This is a genomic window from Pseudomonas sp. CFII64 (genome assembly GCF_000416235.1).
In the GTDB taxonomy this organism is placed as follows: Bacteria; Pseudomonadota; Gammaproteobacteria; order Pseudomonadales; family Pseudomonadaceae; genus Aquipseudomonas.
The window spans coordinates 107,927-125,249 of record NZ_ATLO01000049.1 but is presented as its reverse complement, the minus strand read 5'-3'; the positions used below and the strand labels follow the sequence as shown (position 1 = coordinate 125,249).

At 59.4% G+C, this 17,323-nt stretch carries 14 protein-coding genes; 11 read left to right on the top strand and 3 right to left on the bottom strand.

Features of this window, described 5'->3' with window-relative positions; translation table 11 throughout:
* The first annotated feature begins 25 nt into the window (after positions 1-25).
* Complete coding sequence (polA, locus tag CFII64_RS23530) at positions 26-2,788, top strand: DNA polymerase I (protein ID WP_020293358.1); 2,763 nt, start codon at positions 26-28, stop codon at positions 2,786-2,788.
* A 321-nt stretch (positions 2,789-3,109) separates the two neighbouring features.
* Here polA and yihA read toward each other — a convergent pair whose 3' ends face one another.
* Positions 3,110-3,754, bottom strand: a complete 645-nt coding sequence (gene yihA / locus CFII64_RS23525; RefSeq protein ID WP_020293357.1) for a ribosome biogenesis GTP-binding protein YihA/YsxC — start codon at positions 3,752-3,754, stop codon at positions 3,110-3,112.
* A gap of 355 nt (positions 3,755-4,109) precedes the next feature.
* Here yihA and CFII64_RS23520 point away from each other — a divergent pair, with 355 nt between their 5' ends.
* The 6 genes from CFII64_RS23520 to CFII64_RS23495 all read left to right on the top strand — a co-directional run bounded on the left by CFII64_RS23520 (position 4,110) and on the right by CFII64_RS23495 (position 11,100).
* Positions 4,110-4,724 carry a cytochrome c gene (locus tag CFII64_RS23520; RefSeq protein ID WP_020293356.1) on the top strand — a complete coding sequence of 205 codons (615 nt, stop codon included), beginning with the start codon at positions 4,110-4,112 and terminating at the stop codon, positions 4,722-4,724.
* 223 nt (positions 4,725-4,947) lie between these two features.
* Entirely contained in the window at positions 4,948-5,580 is a 633-nt protein-coding gene (locus tag CFII64_RS23515; protein ID WP_020293355.1) for a thiol:disulfide interchange protein DsbA/DsbL, read from the top strand.
* A 12-nt stretch (positions 5,581-5,592) separates the two neighbouring features.
* Positions 5,593-6,471 carry an endonuclease/exonuclease/phosphatase family protein gene (locus tag CFII64_RS23510; RefSeq protein WP_044901640.1) on the top strand — a complete coding sequence of 293 codons (879 nt, stop codon included), beginning with the start codon at positions 5,593-5,595 and terminating at the stop codon, positions 6,469-6,471.
* The gene (locus CFII64_RS23505) at positions 6,468-8,543 is read left to right on the top strand and encodes a diguanylate cyclase (protein ID WP_020293353.1); all 2,076 of its coding nucleotides are present in this window, start codon (positions 6,468-6,470) and stop codon (positions 8,541-8,543) included. The genes CFII64_RS23510 and CFII64_RS23505 overlap by 4 nt, the downstream gene beginning before the upstream one ends.
* 71 nt (positions 8,544-8,614) lie before the next feature.
* Positions 8,615-9,397, top strand: a complete 783-nt coding sequence (locus tag CFII64_RS23500) for an N-acetylmuramoyl-L-alanine amidase (RefSeq protein WP_044901659.1) — start codon at positions 8,615-8,617, stop codon at positions 9,395-9,397.
* 83 nt (positions 9,398-9,480) lie between these two features.
* The gene (locus CFII64_RS23495; RefSeq protein ID WP_020293351.1) at positions 9,481-11,100 is read left to right on the top strand and encodes an EAL domain-containing protein; all 1,620 of its coding nucleotides are present in this window, start codon (positions 9,481-9,483) and stop codon (positions 11,098-11,100) included.
* Positions 11,101-11,199: 99 nt separating this feature from the next.
* On the opposite strand, the gene CFII64_RS23490 is transcribed toward CFII64_RS23495, so the two are convergent.
* Both CFII64_RS23490 and algB read right to left on the bottom strand, forming a co-directional pair.
* Positions 11,200-12,987 (bottom strand): KinB sensor domain-containing domain, encoded by a 1,788-nt coding sequence (locus CFII64_RS23490; RefSeq protein WP_020293350.1) that lies wholly within the window; start codon positions 12,985-12,987, stop codon positions 11,200-11,202.
* A 10-nt stretch (positions 12,988-12,997) separates the two neighbouring features.
* Positions 12,998-14,344 carry a sigma-54-dependent response regulator transcription factor AlgB gene (gene algB / locus CFII64_RS23485; protein WP_020293349.1) on the bottom strand — a complete coding sequence of 449 codons (1,347 nt, stop codon included), beginning with the start codon at positions 14,342-14,344 and terminating at the stop codon, positions 12,998-13,000.
* A gap of 243 nt (positions 14,345-14,587) precedes the next feature.
* Between algB and CFII64_RS23480 the strand changes: the two genes are divergently transcribed.
* The 4 genes from CFII64_RS23480 (at position 14,588) to CFII64_RS23465 (ending at position 16,662) form a co-directional block, all read left to right on the top strand.
* Entirely contained in the window at positions 14,588-15,436 is an 849-nt protein-coding gene (locus tag CFII64_RS23480; RefSeq protein ID WP_020293348.1) for a BON domain-containing protein, read from the top strand.
* A 246-nt stretch (positions 15,437-15,682) separates the two neighbouring features.
* Entirely contained in the window at positions 15,683-15,964 is a 282-nt protein-coding gene (locus CFII64_RS23475) for a hypothetical protein (RefSeq protein WP_020293347.1), read from the top strand.
* A gap of 62 nt (positions 15,965-16,026) precedes the next feature.
* Positions 16,027-16,191 (top strand): DUF1328 domain-containing protein, encoded by a 165-nt coding sequence (locus CFII64_RS23470; RefSeq protein WP_002555679.1) that lies wholly within the window; start codon positions 16,027-16,029, stop codon positions 16,189-16,191.
* Between the two features lie 3 nt (positions 16,192-16,194).
* A complete protein-coding gene (locus CFII64_RS23465; protein ID WP_020293346.1) occupies positions 16,195-16,662 on the top strand; it encodes an inhibitor of vertebrate lysozyme family protein in 468 nt (155 codons plus the stop codon).
* The last annotated feature ends 661 nt before the right edge of the window (positions 16,663-17,323 follow it).

The following is a 17,323-nucleotide window of genomic DNA, read 5'->3' as shown; positions in this document are numbered from 1 at the left end:
CCCGCCGAAAAGGTTGATTCTGCTCATGAGCCAAGCGCCCCTCGTCCTGGTGGACGGTTCTTCATACTTGTATCGCGCTTTTCACGCGCTGCCACCGCTCGCTACGTCCAAGGGCCTGCCAACCGGCGCGGTCAAAGGCGTGTTGAACATGCTTAAAAGCCTGCGTCGTCAATACCCAGAAAGCCCTTTTGCAGTTGTTTTCGACGCCAAAGGCGGCACATTTCGCGACGATCTCTACGCCGAATACAAAGCCAACCGGCCAAGCATGCCGGATGATCTGCGCGTGCAAATCGATCTGTTGCACGCCTGTGTCAAAGGCCTGGGCTACCCGCTGCTCTGCGTCGATGGCGTCGAAGCGGACGATGTGATCGGCACGCTGGCGCGCAGCAGCGCGGCGGCGGATCGTCCGGTGATCATCTCCACCGGCGACAAGGACATGGCGCAGCTGGTCGACGGCCACATTACCTTGGTCAATACCATGACCGGTAGCGTGCAGGACGTGGCTGGCGTGAAAGAGAAGTTCGGGGTCGGCCCTGAACACATCATCGATTATCTGGCGCTGATGGGTGACAAAGTCGACAACATTCCGGGCGTACCGGGCGTTGGCGAAAAAACCGCTGTGGGCTTGCTGGTGGGTATCGGCGGCGGCCTGAAGGAGCTGTACGAAAACCTCGACGCGGTAGCAGCGCTGCCGATTCGCGGGGCGAAAACCCTGGCGGCCAAGCTCGAAGAACATCGCGCCATGGCGTTTCTGTCCTACGAGCTGGCGACCATCAAGATCGACGTGCCGCTGGACATCGAACTCGACGCGCTGCACTGCAGCGAGCCGGACCGCGAGGCCTTGCTGGAGCTGTACGCCGAGCTGGAATTCAAAAGCTGGATCGAAGACCTGCAGCGTGATGCGCAGCGTGCCGGGCTGGAAGTAGCCATCGCCGAAGCACCGCCGACCGCAGAAACCCACTACGAAACCATCCTCGAACAGGATCAGCTCGACACGTGGCTGAAGAAGCTCAATGCCGCCAAACTGGTCGCTTTCGTTACCCAGAGCAACGGCCTGGATGCGCAGCGTGCGCAATTGGTCGGCCTGTCGTTCTCGGTGCAGTCCAATGAAGCCGCCTATATTCCGCTGACCCATTCGTACATGGGCGTGCCGCAGCAGCTGGATCGCGACCATGTGCTCAAGCAGCTCAAGCCGCTGCTGGAAGATCCGGACAAAATCAAGGTCGGCCAGCACGCCAAGTTCGACATCAACATTCTGGCCAACTGCGCCATCGACGGCGATCAGCGCCAGGGCATTACCGTGCGCGGCCTGGTCTACGACACCATGCTCGAATCCTATGTGCTGGATTCCACCGCGACCCGGCATGACCGGGAAAGCCTGGCGCTGAAGTACCTCGGCCATACCACCACCGCGATGCAGGCCATCGCCGGCAAGGGCGTGAAGCAGCTGACCTTCGACCAGATTTCCCTGGAGCTGGCTGCGCAATATGCCGCCGAAGAAGCCGACGTGACCTTGCGCCTGCATGAGGCATTGCAGGAAAAGCTCAACGCGATTCCGAGCCTGCTGCCGGTGCTCAACGACATCGAAATGCCGCTGGTGCCGGTTCTGGCGGGTATCGAACGTCAAGGCGCGTTGGTGGACGCGAAATTGCTCGGCATCCAGAGCGTCGAGCTGGGCGACAAAATGATCGCCCTGGAGCGTGAAGCGTTCGAGATCGCCGGGGAAGAATTCAATCTCGGCTCACCCAAGCAACTGGGGGTGATTCTCTACGAAAAGCTTGGCATGCCGATCCTCAGCAAAACCGCCAAGGGTCAGGCTTCCACGGCCGAAGCCGTGCTGGCGGAACTGGCCGAGCAAGGTTTTCCGCTGCCCACCGTGCTGATGCAGTACCGCTCCATGAGCAAGCTGAAAAGCACTTATACCGATCGCCTGCCAGAACAGATCAACCCGCGCACCGGGCGCATTCACACGTCTTACCATCAAGCGGTGGCGGTGACCGGGCGCCTGTCTTCCAGTGATCCAAACCTGCAGAACATCCCGATCCGCACCGCCGAGGGCCGCCGGATCCGACAGGCGTTCGTCGCGCCCAAGGGTTACAAGCTGCTGGCAGCGGATTATTCGCAGATCGAGCTGCGCATCATGGCGCATCTGGCCAAGGATGAAGGGCTGCTGCATGCGTTCCGCAACAACCTGGATGTGCACCGGGCCACGGCTGCCGAGGTCTTCGGCGTCGAGCTTGAAGGCGTGACCACCGACATGCGCCGCAGCGCCAAGGCGATCAATTTCGGCCTGATCTACGGCATGAGCGCGTTTGGCCTGGCCAAGCAGATCGGCGTCGACCGCAAGCAATCGCAAGCCTACGTGGATCGCTACTTCGCCCGTTATCCCGGCGTGCTGGCCTATATGGAACGCACCCGCACCCAGGCCGCCGAGCAGGGTTTCGTCGAAACCATCTTCGGCCGCCGCCTGTACCTTCCGGACATCAACGCCAAGAACCAGGCCCTGCGCAAAGGCGCCGAGCGCATGGCGATCAACGCGCCCATGCAGGGCACCGCCGCCGACATCATCAAGAAAGCGATGGTCGCGGTGAACGGCTGGCTGGAAGAGTCGGGCCTGGATGCACGGGTCATCCTGCAAGTGCACGATGAACTGGTGCTGGAGGTTCGTGAGGATCTGGTGGATCAGATCAGCGAGCAGATCCGCCCGCACATGAGCGGCGCGGCGCAACTGGATGTGCCGCTGCTGGTTGAGGTGGGCGTCGGCAACAACTGGGACGAGGCGCACTGATAGCCGGTGCTCGGGCCGGGCGCGCAGGCTTGCGTCGCGCGCTCGATCCGGTCCTACCGATTCGGCACGCTCGGCAGGAGGGGACTTGTCCCCGAAGCGGCCGGCTCAGCCAAAACGCAATCTGGCGGGAGAATTTCAACGAGCCAGGAACTTAAGCCGTGAAAATCGAGTCAGAGCTCTCGATTGGCAGCGAAGCCGATCAATGCTCCTAGTTGTGTTAAGTGTTGGCAGATATTCAGACCCCACCCTAAAGGTCTGAAAACTTAGACCCCAGACTTCCCCTCCCCATACGAAGTCCGGGGTTTTTTTTGCCTGTATTTTTTACTGTGCAGACTCGGCCGGTGCCTTGTCTTCCAGCTCCATCCAGCCAGCCAGCACGGTGTAGGCATCTTCCAGGCCCAGGCGTTTGGGGGCCGAGAACAACTGGATGCTGACTGCGTCGCCCCAACCCTTGCGGATTTCAGCCTGAACCTTGAGCAGCACGTTCTTCGCCGCGCCGTAGGTCAGCTTGTCAGCCTTGGTCAGCAGGATGTGCATCGGCATGTGGCTGGCAATCGACCAGTCCAGCATCAGCAGGTCAAAGTCGGTCATTGGATGACGGATATCCATCATCAGAATCAGACCCTTCAGGCTTTCGCGACTGCCCAGATAGGCTTCCAGGTGGCGCTGCCAGTGCAGTTTGAGCGGGATCGGCACTTTGGCGTAGCCGTAACCCGGCAAGTCGACCAGGCGACGCTCGTCGTCCAGCTTGAAGAAATTCAGCAACTGAGTTCGGCCGGGGGTTTTCGAAGTACGAGCTAGACTGGCATGAGTCAGGGTGTTCAGCGCGCTCGATTTGCCCGCGTTGGAACGCCCGGCGAAGGCGACTTCAAAGCCGTCGTCGTCAGGGCACTGATCGACTTTGGCTGCACTGAGCATGAAGGTGGACTGTTGGCACAGGCCGAGAATGGGGTTCTTGAGTTGCATGTGATTTCCGGTGAGGGCGGTGCCTGCAAGGGGTGCGGCAAGAGGTGTCGTTTCCGTTTCAGTAGCGCCAGTATATAATGCCGCAGATTTTGTGTGTGCTTTGTCCTGTGAACAGGGCCAAGATCACAACCTGAGCGAGACATATAGATGCGCATTAGAACGCAGTCCGCTTTGAACCTGAAAAGGTTTCGTTAAGTATGAAGGCTTTGGAGTTGCCTGTGTCCGGTAGTTCAAAGCGATGCCGCCGCGTGGATTGTGCAAGGACAGCAGTAGCGAGGATTTGCGAACCTTCATCTTCGGATGAGCGAGTCATCTCCTACATAACTTTTCACCTTTAGCCGATTTGGATTACCTGATGAACAAAATACTCGTGAGTCTGCTGTTGACCTTGGGCATCTGCGGTGCGGCGCAGGCGGCTGGTGAGGTTGGAAATCCTGCCGCTGGCCAGACTAAAGCCGCCGTGTGTGGCGCCTGTCATGGCCCGGACGGCAACAGCATGGCCCCGAATTTCCCCAAGCTGGCAGGCCAGGGTGATCGTTATCTGCTCAAGCAGCTGCACGAAATCAAGGACGGCAAACGCGTCGTCCTGGAAATGACCGGGCTGCTGACCCCGTACAACGATCAGGATCTGGCCGACATCGCGGCTTATTTCGCCAGCCAGAAAGGCAGCGTCGGCGCTGCCGATCCAAAACTCGTGGCCCAGGGCGAAGCATTGTTCCGTGGCGGCAAACTGGATCAAGGCATGCCCGCCTGCACCGGCTGCCACTCGCCCAATGGCGTCGGCAACGCACAGGCCGGCTTCCCGCATCTGGGTGGCCAGCATGCGGACTACATCAAGAAACAACTGGTCGCTTTCCGCGAAGGCGACCGCACCAACGACGGCGACACCATGGTCATGCGCTCCATCGCGGCCAAGCTGAGCAACAAGGATATCGAGGCGCTGTCGCAATATATCCAGGGCCTGCATTAATTAACCCTCCGGGGCAGGGCCGAGGCCTTCGCGGGCAAACCTGACACACCGCGTTACCCTTCTTTGCGGGCGGGCAGCGCCCCGACGGCTTTTCAACTGAAAAAGGGCAGCTTCGGCTGCCCTTTTTTATGGTCGCCAGCGTTACACTAGCGAACTCGCGCCAACCCGTCCGGTCCAAAGCCGGTCGTTTGAAGGCGACTCAAATCTGTCTCAGGAGTAAAGCATGCGTAATCTGATCCTCAGCGCCGCCCTGGTTGCCGCCAGTCTGTTCGGTATTACGGCGCAAGCAGCCGAGCCTATCGAAGCGGGCAAGCAGTACGTCGAGCTGAGCAGCGCCGTCCCGGTTTCCGTACCCGGCAAAATCGAAGTCGTGGAACTGTTCTGGTATGGCTGTCCGCATTGCTATGCCTTCGAACCCACCATCAATCCATGGGTTGAAAAACTGCCTGCCGACGTAAACTTCGTCCGCATCCCTGCCATGTTCGGTGGCCCGTGGGACGCACACGGTCAACTGTTCATTACCCTGGACACCATGGGTGTAGAGCACAAGGTTCACGCTGCCGTCTTTGAAGCTATCCAGAAGGGCGGCAAGCGTCTGACCGACAAAAATGACATGGCTGAATTCGTCGCCACTCAAGGCGTAGACAAGGACCAGTTCCTGAAAACTTTCGACTCCTTCGCTGTGAAGGGCAAGATCGCCCAATACAAAGAACTGGCCAAGAAGTACGAAGTAACTGGCGTACCAACCATGATCGTCAACGGCAAATACCGTTTTGACCTGGGTTCGGCCGGTGGTGCAGCGCAAACCTTGCAGGTCGCTGATCAGCTTATCGCCAAAGAGCGAGCGGCCAAGTAAGCGGCGCCTGCCATGCGGCGCTGGAGAACCGAACGGATCGTTGGCCTACACGACCCCAGGGTCAACGAACACCATGTACTGGAAAGTGGCTTGCCGGCCGATGGTCGGCTGCGCTTGCTCAGCTTCAATATCCAGGTGGGCATCAGCACTGAGCGTTATGGGCATTACCTGACGCGAGGCTGGCAGCATTTATTGCCCCATGGTGGCCGCGCCGGCAATCTGCAGAAGATCGGCGATCTGCTGGGCGATTTCGATCTGGTCGCCTTGCAGGAAGCCGATGGCGGCAGTCTGCGCTCCGGCTACGTCAATCAAGTGGAGCACCTGGCCCAGCTGGGTGCTTTCCCTTACTGGTATCAGCAGCTCAATCGCAACCTCGGGCGCTTCGGCCAGCACAGCAATGGCGTGCTCAGTCGTTTGCGGCCGACGGCCATTGAAGACCATCCGCTGCCGGGCCCTGCCGGGCGTGGTGCAATTCTGGTGCGCTTCGGCGAAGGCGCGGACGCGTTGATCGTGGTCATGATGCACCTGGCCCTCGGCGCACGTACCCGAACCCGGCAACTGGCGTATATCCGCGAGTTGATCGGCGACTATCGCCATCAGGTCTTGATGGGTGACATGAACACTCACGCCCTGGACTTGCTGGAAAACTCGCCACTGCGCGACCTTGGCCTGCTGGCACCGCAGATCGAAGCGACGTTCCCCAGCTGGCGGCCGCAGCGTTGCCTTGATCATATTTTGCTCAGCCCGACCCTGACCCTGGAACGGGTTCAAGTGCTGGCTCAGCCGATTTCGGATCACCTTCCGGTTGCCGTAGAAATACGCCTGCCAGCGTCCATGACCCAGGATTCACTACCGGTACCCAGCACGGCCAGCAGCGAGCCCATTGCATGAGCGATGAAGCGGAGCGCTGGAAAGAGAAATACCTGACAGGCATCGAGCAGCAAGACAAGCTCGAAAGACGTTGGGAAGCTCGTCTCGACCTTCTGCGTCGCGGCCTGGTGCGCAGCAGTCTGGCGGCGGAAGGCTCGGACCGCGCGGTCGACCAGTGCATGAAGGAAATGCGCGAAATCGTTCGCAAGGACGATATGGACGCAGGTCTGGCAGCCCTTATCCCGCGCCTTGAAAAAGCCGTGCTGGATTCCGAGCAGCGTCGGGAAGTCCGCGCCAGCCAGATCAGTAGCGCCTTGACCGCCCTGGTTACGCAATTGCAAACATTGCCGCTGCCCAAGGACGTGCGTAAACCGCTGAAGAAATTCGCCAAGGATCTCGAGGAGCGCGCCTCCCAATCGCGGGAATTGCCGTTGCTGCTGGGGGAATTGAGCGGCCTGCAAGGTCAGGCGCTGACATTGATGGACAAGCCCGAAGAGGTGTCGCGCCCCGGCTTGTTGCAGCGCTTGTTTGGCAGCCACGAAACACCCAATGACGCCACCCAAGCCCCTGAACCTGCACCACATCCCGCCACTGAACATTATCAGCCCGAGCAAAACCATCCGGTCGAGCCCGTTGCGGCACCCGATCACGTCCCGGCGTCTGAGCCGGAGCCTGAACCTGAACGCGTCGTTGTGTCGGTCCAGCATCAGCCAGATGAAACCGATGCCACGCCGCATGCCCCGATTGCAGAAGCGTTGTCGCCGGTTGTCGCCGAAGTGTTCGAACCGGCTGCCGAATCGGCCGTACAACCAGCACAGCTCGATGCGCCTCAGGCGCTCAGCGAGCCGCCAATCCCCGTCGCGGCCGAAGCGGTTGAGGCGGTTGCGATCAAGGATCTGCTCACACCCACCCCGTCTGTGCCTTTCGAACAGCGACCTGAAGCTGTGGCTGAAGCGCCGCCTGATAAAGAGGAAGAAGGCGACAGCGATGAGCAAGCGCTTGATGAAGCGGATGTCGGCTTTGCATTGCCCGCCTCGCCCGAACCCAGCTATAGCTCGGTAGCCGCTCACATCGAACAGACGCTGTTGGGCCTGCTCAATGACCTGACGCTGCCGGAACACCATCGACCCCAGGCCGAGGCGATGCGTAAACGCCTGGAACATGGGCTGAACTGGTACGAATTGCTACCGATTCTCGACGATCTTGCCGTATTGATGCTGGCGATTACCGACACCGGCCAGGATGAGTTCGAAATCTATCTCAAGCAGCTGAACGAGCGCCTGGAGTCATTCCAGAGCAACCTTCAGGCGGCAAGCGCAGGTTATGCCGATAACCAGTCGGTTTCCCGCGACCAAAACAGCCAGCTTCGCGAGCAGGTCGACGGCCTGCAAAGCAGCGTGCAGGACGCCCCGGACCTGTCCAGCCTCAAGCGCGTGCTTGAGAATCGGCTCGAAGGCCTGCTGAGTACGATGGACCAACATCAGGTGCAACGCGACGAGCGCGAGCAGGAAGTCGCCGAGCGCCTGCAAAGCCTGGCAACGCGTGTCGCTACCATGGAGCAGGAAGCCCTGGGCTTTCGTGGCCATCTGGAAGAACAACGCCAGAAAGCGCTGATCGACCCGCTCACCCGCCTGCCCAACCGTGCCGCCTGGGGCGAACGTCTTGAGCAGGAAATGGCCGAATGGCAGCAGCACAAGAACAGCCTGCTGGTGTGTATGCTCGACCTCGATCACTTCAAGCGCATCAATGATGGCTTCGGCCATCTGGCAGGCGACCGGGTATTGAAGATCATTGCCACGGTGCTGAAAAAACGGCTACGCAGCAGCGACTTCATCGCCCGTTTCGGCGGTGAGGAGTTTGTCTTGCTGCTGCCCGCGACGGCGGTCGGTGTCGGGCTGACCCTGCTCGACGAGCTGCGCGCTGCGGTGGAACTCTGCCCGTTTCACTTCAAGGGCGAGCCAGTAACCGTTACCGTGTCCATGGGCGTCACCGCATTTCGCGCGGGCGAGCGCAGCGATGTAGCGCTCAAGCGTGCTGATCAGGCGCTGTATCGAGCCAAGGAAAACGGCCGCAACCGGATCGAACAAGGATGATCGCTCGTGACTGTCACAAGCGTTATTGCCGCAGTACGTTATGCTCACCCTTTTACTGCCTGCGTGTGCCGATGTTCAAGAAGCTGTTTTTCCCCGCCCTGTTACTCTTCGCGCTGACGGCTTGCACCAGCGGGCCGCGACTCGACACCGGCCATGCCTCGGTTAATTTCGACAATCGCGTGCAATTCGTGGTGGTGCATTACACCTCGGCGAACCTTGAGCGCTCGCTGTCCTTGTTGACCCATGGCGAAGTCAGCAGCCATTACCTTATCGGCGATACACCGCCGACTATCTACAAGCTGGTCGATGAATCCGCACGGGCCTGGCATGCCGGCGAAAGCCAGTGGGAAGGCCGCACCTGGCTCAATTCAAGCTCGATCGGCATTGAAATCGTCAATCCGGGTTTCAGCGACACGCCCACCGGACGCGTCTGGTATCCCTACACCGAGGGCCAGGTTCAGGCGCTGATCGTGCTGCTCAAGGACATCGTCAAGCGCAATCACATCGATCCTCGGCACATCATCGGCCACAGCGATATCGCCCCGCTGCGCAAGCTCGATCCGGGCCCGCTGTTCCCCTGGAAGCGACTGGCCGCAGAAGGATTGGGCATCTGGCCAGATGAAAGACTGGTAGCCCAGGAGCAGGCGTTGCTGATGGACACCTTGCCGAGCATTTCCTGGTTTCAGCAGCAACTGGCGCGCCTGGGATACGAAACACCGCAGACCGGCGAGCTGGATGTCGCCACTCGCCACGTCCTCGCGGCCTTTCAAATGCACTATCGCCCCGAACGCTTCACCGGCGATCCGGACGCCCGCACCGCCGCGCTGCTCAAGGTACTCAATCGGTCCAAATGATAATTTTCGCTCGGACGCTCATTTAAGCAGGCGATTTTCTGGCTTGTTGCTAATCTGAGGGGTATTCATCCGGATACCCACCGATGCTCGATGCGGCAATTCCCTTTCGTTTGAACCTTTACCGCCCATGGCTGATGGCATTGCTAGCAGCCCTTTTGAGTGCGGTCTTGCTGCTGTGCGGCAGTTTTGCCCTGGCGATTCATCAGGCCCGGCAGAATGAAAGCGAACAGATGAAAGCCCAGGGCGAGCGGTTTCTGGTTCGCCTTGAACAGCTGTTCGGCCAGTTGCGCACCGGCCTGGACCAGCTGGAAGCACAGCCTTTACGGCACTGCACACCGCAAATGGTTGATCGCTTGCGCCAGGTCATCTCCAGCTATCGTTTCATTTATGAAGCGGGGTTCATCGGTGACAGAAGTCTGTGCTCCAGCTGGCCGCACAACAGCAAGCTTGGCACGCCGCGCGAACCGGACATTCGTGGCCCGACTTATGATTATTGGCTCAATACCTCGGCCCAGCCTGACGATAACCTTGCGGCGCTGATGATGGGTCGCGGCGATTTCAGGGTCACCACGTCTCGCGGACACCTCACTGATGTGGTGGACCTGCCGGCAGGCGGCAGCTTGTTGGTCGTGCTCAATCACGGCAGCAAGGCCGTCACCGTTCTCGGACCGGAGCAATCCTGGCCACCCACCAAGGACTGGTCTTCCTCTACGGACGAGACGCTGCTGACCACGTCTTCGCGCCTGATTTACCGAATGCCCACGCAAAGCCCTGAATACCAGCTGGTGCTGACCACGCCACGCAGCGGCCTGCAGGAAAAAGTCGCCGGAGCCTGGTGGCTGCTGGCTCCCGCCAGCCTGCTGGTTTCCCTCTGCATTGGCCTGCTGGTGCTGCAACTGGCTCGCCAGCGCCAGTCCCTGGGCGGTGAATTGCAGGGCGCGCTGCGGCGCAGTGAACTGAAGGTTTTATTTCAGCCGATCTTCGATCTCAATACCCGCCTGTGTGTCGGAGCCGAAGCTTTGGTGCGCTGGCGCAGGCCCGACGGCACGCTGACCAGTCCCGACCTGTTCATACCGCTGGCGGAAAACACCGGGCAGATCCGGCAGATCACCGACTTTGTCCTGCAACAACTGCTGGAACAACTGGGCCCGCTGCTGCGCGCGAACCCGCAACTGTATATTTCCGTGAACCTGGCGGCGTGCGATGTCATGGCACCGCGAATCGGGCGAGTGACAGCGCGCTTGCTGGCCCAGCACCGGGTCGCCGCGCGACAGATTGCCTTTGAAGTCACCGAGCGCGGGCTGATCGATGTGGTGGTCGCGCGCAATCACCTGCAAGGCCTGCGCGACAAGGGCCATCAGGTGTTGATCGATGACTTCGGAACCGGCTATTGCAGTCTCGCCTATCTGCAAACCCTTCCCGTGGATTGCCTGAAAATCGACAAGGCCTTCATCGACGCCCTGGGCCATGACGCGGCCAGCAGCGGCGTCGCCCCGCACATCATTCGCATGGCCCATGCACTGCAATTGCGGGTGATTGCCGAAGGCATCGAATTTGAATCCCAGGCACAACTGCTGCAAAGCGAAGGCGTGATTTATGGCCAGGGCTGGCTCTTCGCCCGGCCGCTGACCGCCAGCAAGTTTACCGAACTGGTAACCGGCGGACGGCGCAGCACAGGGCGTCGGGCGGAGGATGTGGCGTAGAACGACAGCGATTGCACCCGTAGGACCGGCTTTAGCCGGGAGGCGCAAGGGCTGACGCCGCAACCGCTGCGAATGTACCCGCCTCCCGGCTAAGTAAACCTAAAGCGGCAACGCCATATAAAACTGCGTGCCCTGCCCCGGTCGGGAATAGACGCCCATGCGGCCGCCGTGCAGTTGCACGATTTCCTTGCACAGTGCCAGGCCAAGTCCGGCGCCGCCTTTCTTGCGGCCGACCTGGACGAAGGGTTCGAAAATGCGCCCCTGCTGGCCGTAGGCAATACCTTCGCCATTGTCCTCGACGCTGATGATCACCCGCTCGCCATGGCGCCTGGCCTGGAGGCGGATCAGGCCTTTTTCCGGGGTATGACGGATCGCGTTGTCGAGCAGGTTGTCCAGCACCCGCTCCAGCTGAGCGCGATCGCCGTTCATCTGTGGCAGCTGATCCTCGACTTCCACGGTCAGCACGATGTCCCGCTCCCCGGCCCGCTCTTCAAAGCGCAGGCGCGCCTGTTCGAGCATTTCATCGACCGAGCACGGCTCCAGCGTCAGCTTTTGCAGACCATTTTGATAACGCGAGAAATTCAGCAAGTCGTTGATCAGCTGCATCAAGCGCTGCATTTCTTCATTGACGGTATTGAACAGGTCCGCTTCGCGGGAATCCTCGGCAAAATGCACCCGCTCCTGAAGCAGGCCGAACGCCATGTGCATGCCGGTCACGGGTGTGCGCAACTCATGTGAGGCCCGCAGGACAAACTCGCTGCGCACGCGCTCGAAGGCGCGCTGCTCGGTCACGTCGTGCAAGACCATCACCGCGCCCAGAATGTGGCCCTTGGTGTGGCTCACCGGCGTGAGGCTGTAGGTCAGCAAGCGGGTTTCGCCATCGATTTCAATCGACAGATCTTCCGGCGCCCGCTCCAGCGTGCCGCCGCGCAACGTCAGGTAGAGCTGTTCGTCCAGCTCGGGACGCTGCAAGGCCTCGCCAAGGCCTTGGCCGAGTCTTTCCTCGTCCCAGCCGAGCTGGCGCTGAGCTACCGGGTTAAGGTGCTCAAGGCGCCCTTGGCGGTCGATCATCAATAAGCCGTCATCGATGCTGTCCAGCACTGCCTGCAAGCGCTGTTGGCCGGCGAGCAGTTCGTCGACATTGGTTGCCTGATGCTGGCGCAATGCTTCAGCCATGACACCAAAACGGCGAGTCAGCAGGTTCATTTCGGCCGCCGACGAAATCGGCAGCGTGACCTCGAAATTGCCCTGGCCGATTTTGTCGGCGGCCTTGGCCAAGGCTTCAATGGGCGCGCCAAACCGCCGCGCGATGCCGTGAGCAGTAATGAACCCGATGCACAGCACCGCGATGCCCACCAAACCCAGCAATCCGGCAACCCATAAAGCGCGTTCACGGGAATGGCTTTCGGCATCGCTGATATTGCTCAACGATTGTCGATGGGCCGCCAGCAGGTTGTTGCGCAGCGTGTTGAAGTACTGACTCAGCTCGGTATTGTCGCGCAGGGTCCGCGGAACCTCCCGGGTTTGCGCGTACGCTTCGAGGAACTTCTGGTAGTCAACGCTGGCTGCCCGGAAGCCGTTGTCGATGTCAATCTGCGCATCGTGCTCGACGCCTTGGGCCAATAACTCGCGAAACTGATCCTGCGCGGCCTTGAGCGTCGCGGGATCGGGCGTTTCATTGAGCATCATGACCAACTGATCGCCGAGGTTCTGCCGCAGTTTCAGGCCGATATCCAGCGTCACGAAGTTCTGCTGAATCAAAGACTCCTGGGACTTGGCCATCTGCATGACACTGACCAATCCCAGCATCAGCCCCAACAACGCAACGGTTATCAAGGCAGAAATGCTGAGGAACAGCCGGGTACGCAACTTCATCGCCAATTTCATGGGCGTCGTTTCATAAGTTGTACTGCTTGCGTTTTCGATAGAGCGTCGAGGCGTCGATGCCCAGCGTCCTGGCCGCCGCGTCCAAGGTTTCGCTGGTCGCCAGCACTGCGCCGATGTGAGCTTTTTCCAGCTCGTCCAGGCTCAGGGCTGCGCCGACGCGCGGGGCATTGCTGGTCGGTTGTTCGGCCATGCCCAAGTGGCTGATTTCAACGCGCTCTTGCGGGCAAATGATGCTGGCGCGCTCGATGACGTTACGCAGCTCGCGGATGTTGCCAGGCCAGCGATAATTGAGCAGCGCGGCCCGCGCCTCTTCGCTGAAACCGCGAGCGGGACGGGCGTATTCCTTGACGAAGCGCGCCAGGAAGCGATCAGCCAGAGTAAGAATGTCCTCGCTGCGTTCGCGCAATGGCGGCAAATGCAAGGTGATGACGTTCAGGCGGTACAGCAAGTCTTCACGGAAACGACCGCTGCGCACCATGTCTTCCAGGTTCAGGTTGGTCGCGGCAAGAATGCGCACGTCAGCGCGACGCGTGACGGGATCACCCACCCGCTCGTATTCCTTGTCCTGGATGAAACGCAGCAACTTGGGCTGCAACGTGAGCGGAAAATCACCGATCTCGTCGAGAAACAGCGTACCGCCGTCGGCCTGATTGACCCGGCCGAGCGTGCTTTCGCTGGCGCCGGTAAATGCACCCCGGCTGTGACCGAACAGCTCACTTTCCATCAGCTCTGCAGTCAGCGACGGGCAGTTGATGGTCACGCAGGACTTCTTCGAGCGCTTGCTCCAGCCGTGAATGGCCCGCGCCAGCTCGCCTTTACCGGTGCCGGACTCGCCAAGAATCAGGATATTGGCGTCGGTATTGGCGACTTGGCGCGCGGTTTCCAGGATCGCCATCATCGCCGGACTGTGGGAATCCAGACCGTCCTTGGGCTTGCGCACTTCGCCTTCCAGCGCTTCGAGCCGCGCCGACAATTGGCGCACTTCCAGCTGCTTGGCCGTAGCCAGGCGCAATTGGTCCGGGCTGCAAGGCTTGACCAGATAATCGGCGGCACCCGCCTGAATGGCATCCACCGCCGTATCGACGGCCGAGTGCGCCGTGACAATCACGACCCGCATCCACGGCGCCTGGATACGCATTTGCGCCAGAACATCCAGGCCATTGTCTTCGCCAAGTCGCAAATCCAGAAAGCACAGGTCGAATACCTGGCGTTGCAGCAACGTCTCCGCCTGCGCTGCGCTGTTGGCGGTCGCGACGCTGTAGCCCTCATCTTCCAGGCAGTAACGGAACGTGCGAAGGATCGCGGATTCGTCATCCACAAGCAGAATACGGCCCTGATTCTCAGTGGCTGCTTCCATTTTTCCTACGCTCCTAAGTGAATTGTCTTGGGTTAGTCTCAGAATAATCGGGCAAGTTGCATGGTCGATTCTGATTGATTCGGCGTGCTGCATGGTAACTGTCTGCCACCTTAAACAGTAAGACGCTGAATTTGTTGAAAATTCAGTAGGAATATTCGCTGGCATGGCCCTTGCGGGTTTCTTTAGCTTTTCGCCGCAGGCGATGAAATGAAATTTACGTACTGCAATTGATGGAGATGCGCCATGCACCCGCTGAAAAAGCTCGCCCTGGCCACCGCAACAATCACTGTGCTGGGGATGAACCCGCTGCTTGCCAGCGCCGCTCAGCAAGATTTGCCCAGTCAACTGGCCGAAGCGCGGCAGGAAGGTTCGATCTGGACCGCCTTCGCACTGAATCGCCACCTGAGCCCGTTCAAGATCGACGTCAACGTCGAACAAGGCACTGCGATTCTCAAAGGTAAAGTCGAAAACGAAGTGGACCGCGAACTGGCGCAACGGATTGCCCTGGACGTCAGTGGTATCGATAAGGTCGATAACCAGCTGGAAGTCGATGCCAACGTTGCCGCCGAACCCGGCACCAAGGCCAATCTGGCGCAAAGCTTCGAGGACGCCACGCTGACTGCCACCGTGAAATCCAAGCTGCTGTGGAACAGCGTCACTGAAGCGTTGAACATCGACGTGGACAGCAAAGACGGCGTCGTCACCCTCAAAGGTCGCGCCACCAGCCCCGAAGCCAAGGAACTGGCCGGCAGTCTGGCGAGCAACACCAACGGCGTAACCAGCGTCAACAATCTGGTCAGCCTGAGCGCCCAGGACTCCATTGCCTCCAAGGTTCAGCCACCGTCGGCCAATCCTGTGGAACAGCTTAGCGACGCGTGGATCACCAGCAAGGTGAAATCCAGCCTGATCTACAGCCGCAACCTCGACGGCCTGAATATCAAAGTTGAAACCAAGGAAGGCTTGGTAACCCTCAATGGCATCGTCGCCAACTTCGCCGAGAAGGAACTGGCCGTGGAAACCGCGCGCAATATTCGCGGCGTCAAAGGCGTCAATGCCGACGCTTTGAAGGTCATGGCGCGTACGGCGGGCTGACCTGCGCGGCGCCTTGGCCATCCGGGAACATCGTGCGTTCGTGCAGAACGCACGATCGCAAAGGGTCAATCGTGCAGGATGCTACTCAACTGCCGTGAATAGACTTTGTAAGTCACTGATTTATATAGGCTTTATAATCAATCAAAAGCTGGCATACAGTCTGCAATATACCTCTTAACCCAGCCGTGAATTTACCGGCTCACAAGATCAAGATTGAAGGTCCACCAAGGTGGAAGGAGCACTCGGATGAACAGCCAGCGTCTTGCACAACTGCGTATTTCGCCTCTGCACATCCAGCAACTCTTATTCGCCACCTTGGCCCTGTTGGTCACTTTGCTTTCGATTCAGCAGTATCAACACTGGAGCAGTGCTTCCGAAGCACCCCAGATCAAACAGCACTTCACTCACAGCCAGTCGTATTCCACGGTCAGCGTGCCGATGGCCAAGGACACCGCCCTGAGTCTGACTCCGGTAGAGGGCAATGTTGAAGTCAGTGAATTGCCGCAGAGGCAAACCTGGGTTTTCTAAACCCGCCTTGCAGTGAACGCAGCACACCACATTATTTAAAACAGTAGTAAAGGAGAATCACCATGTTGAGTTGGGCAATCACGTTTCTAATCATCGCCATCGTCGCTGCAGTTCTGGGCTTCGGCGGTATCGCTGGCACCGCTACAGGCATTGCCAAGATCCTGTTCGTCGTGTTCCTGGTCATGTTCGTTGTGTCCTTCTTCTTTGGCCGTCGCGGCCGAGGCTGACACATGCGTGCTTCTCTCCACTCTCTGGCCGCCGCCCTGCTCATGGGCGGTAGCGCCATGGCAATGGCTGCCAATGATGGACAGACTCGGGTCAACGAACTGTTGAGTTCCGCCCCCGAGTATCGGCAGACATGGATGGGCGTCGTGAAGAAGGAAGAGCGCTTGCCCGACTGGGTGATCAATCTTTCTGGTGTCTCAGAGCAGCAGATGAATGCCGTTACGGAAGACGGCAAGCCTTATATAGTCGGACCGCTGTGCGAAAAGGCTGACTCGTGCCGCAGCGAGCGCTTGATCGTGGCGTATAGCCTCGACAAGCAGGATGCCTACGCGATGCTGGTCGATGTGCCTGCGGGTTTGCCCGCTGACAAATCGCCGACTCGCCACGCCACTTATCGCTTCCTGGGTAAGCCGGACGAAGGTATGCAGGCTTTGCTGCAAGAGCAGCTGCGCAAGGATCCGAACTGGTACTGATTTAAAGACAGAAGAGCGCGCCCGCTTGAGGGCTGCTCTTCTGAGCGCTGCGCAGTCCGATGACGACTGGCGCATGACCATGGGGCCGGGACGCTTTGATTGTTCGGATCGAAGTGACCTAGGAGTACAGGGAGTACTTCCGCAAGGGCCGGGTCAGGAAAACCGCAGCGCACGTCCATGATCGGCTTCTCGAATAACATCGAGGGTCATTCCCGGACCTGCGTTGCGCTTTACCATTTTCGGGTTGATCAACCCGCGCGTCACATCGCCGCACGTCAGTCAAAATCCGTAGGAAAAATCCCCGCGCCAACCAAATTTCTGCACTCGAAATCTCCTCTGATTCTGTAGGCCTATCGCGCCACAGGCGACGTATTAGCCACTTCCCAGCCGAATAGCGGTATCCATCCAACGCTTTGCGACACTTTCAGGCTAAAACGACATTATGCCGATTCGGCATGGGGTAGTCGTTTTCGGCATTAGACGGTGCGGCGTCCGGTGCCAATAGTTGCGCCTTTTTTCGCCCGCTACAGAGCCAGGATGCTCGTTTGCGGCGACCTTCTCAGGACAGCTCTAAAGGCATCCATGCCCTCGCAGCTGCTGTGGAACGAGCAACGTCGAGCGTGTCGGTTTTAGAGATGTCCTAGCCACTTGAAAAAGGTAA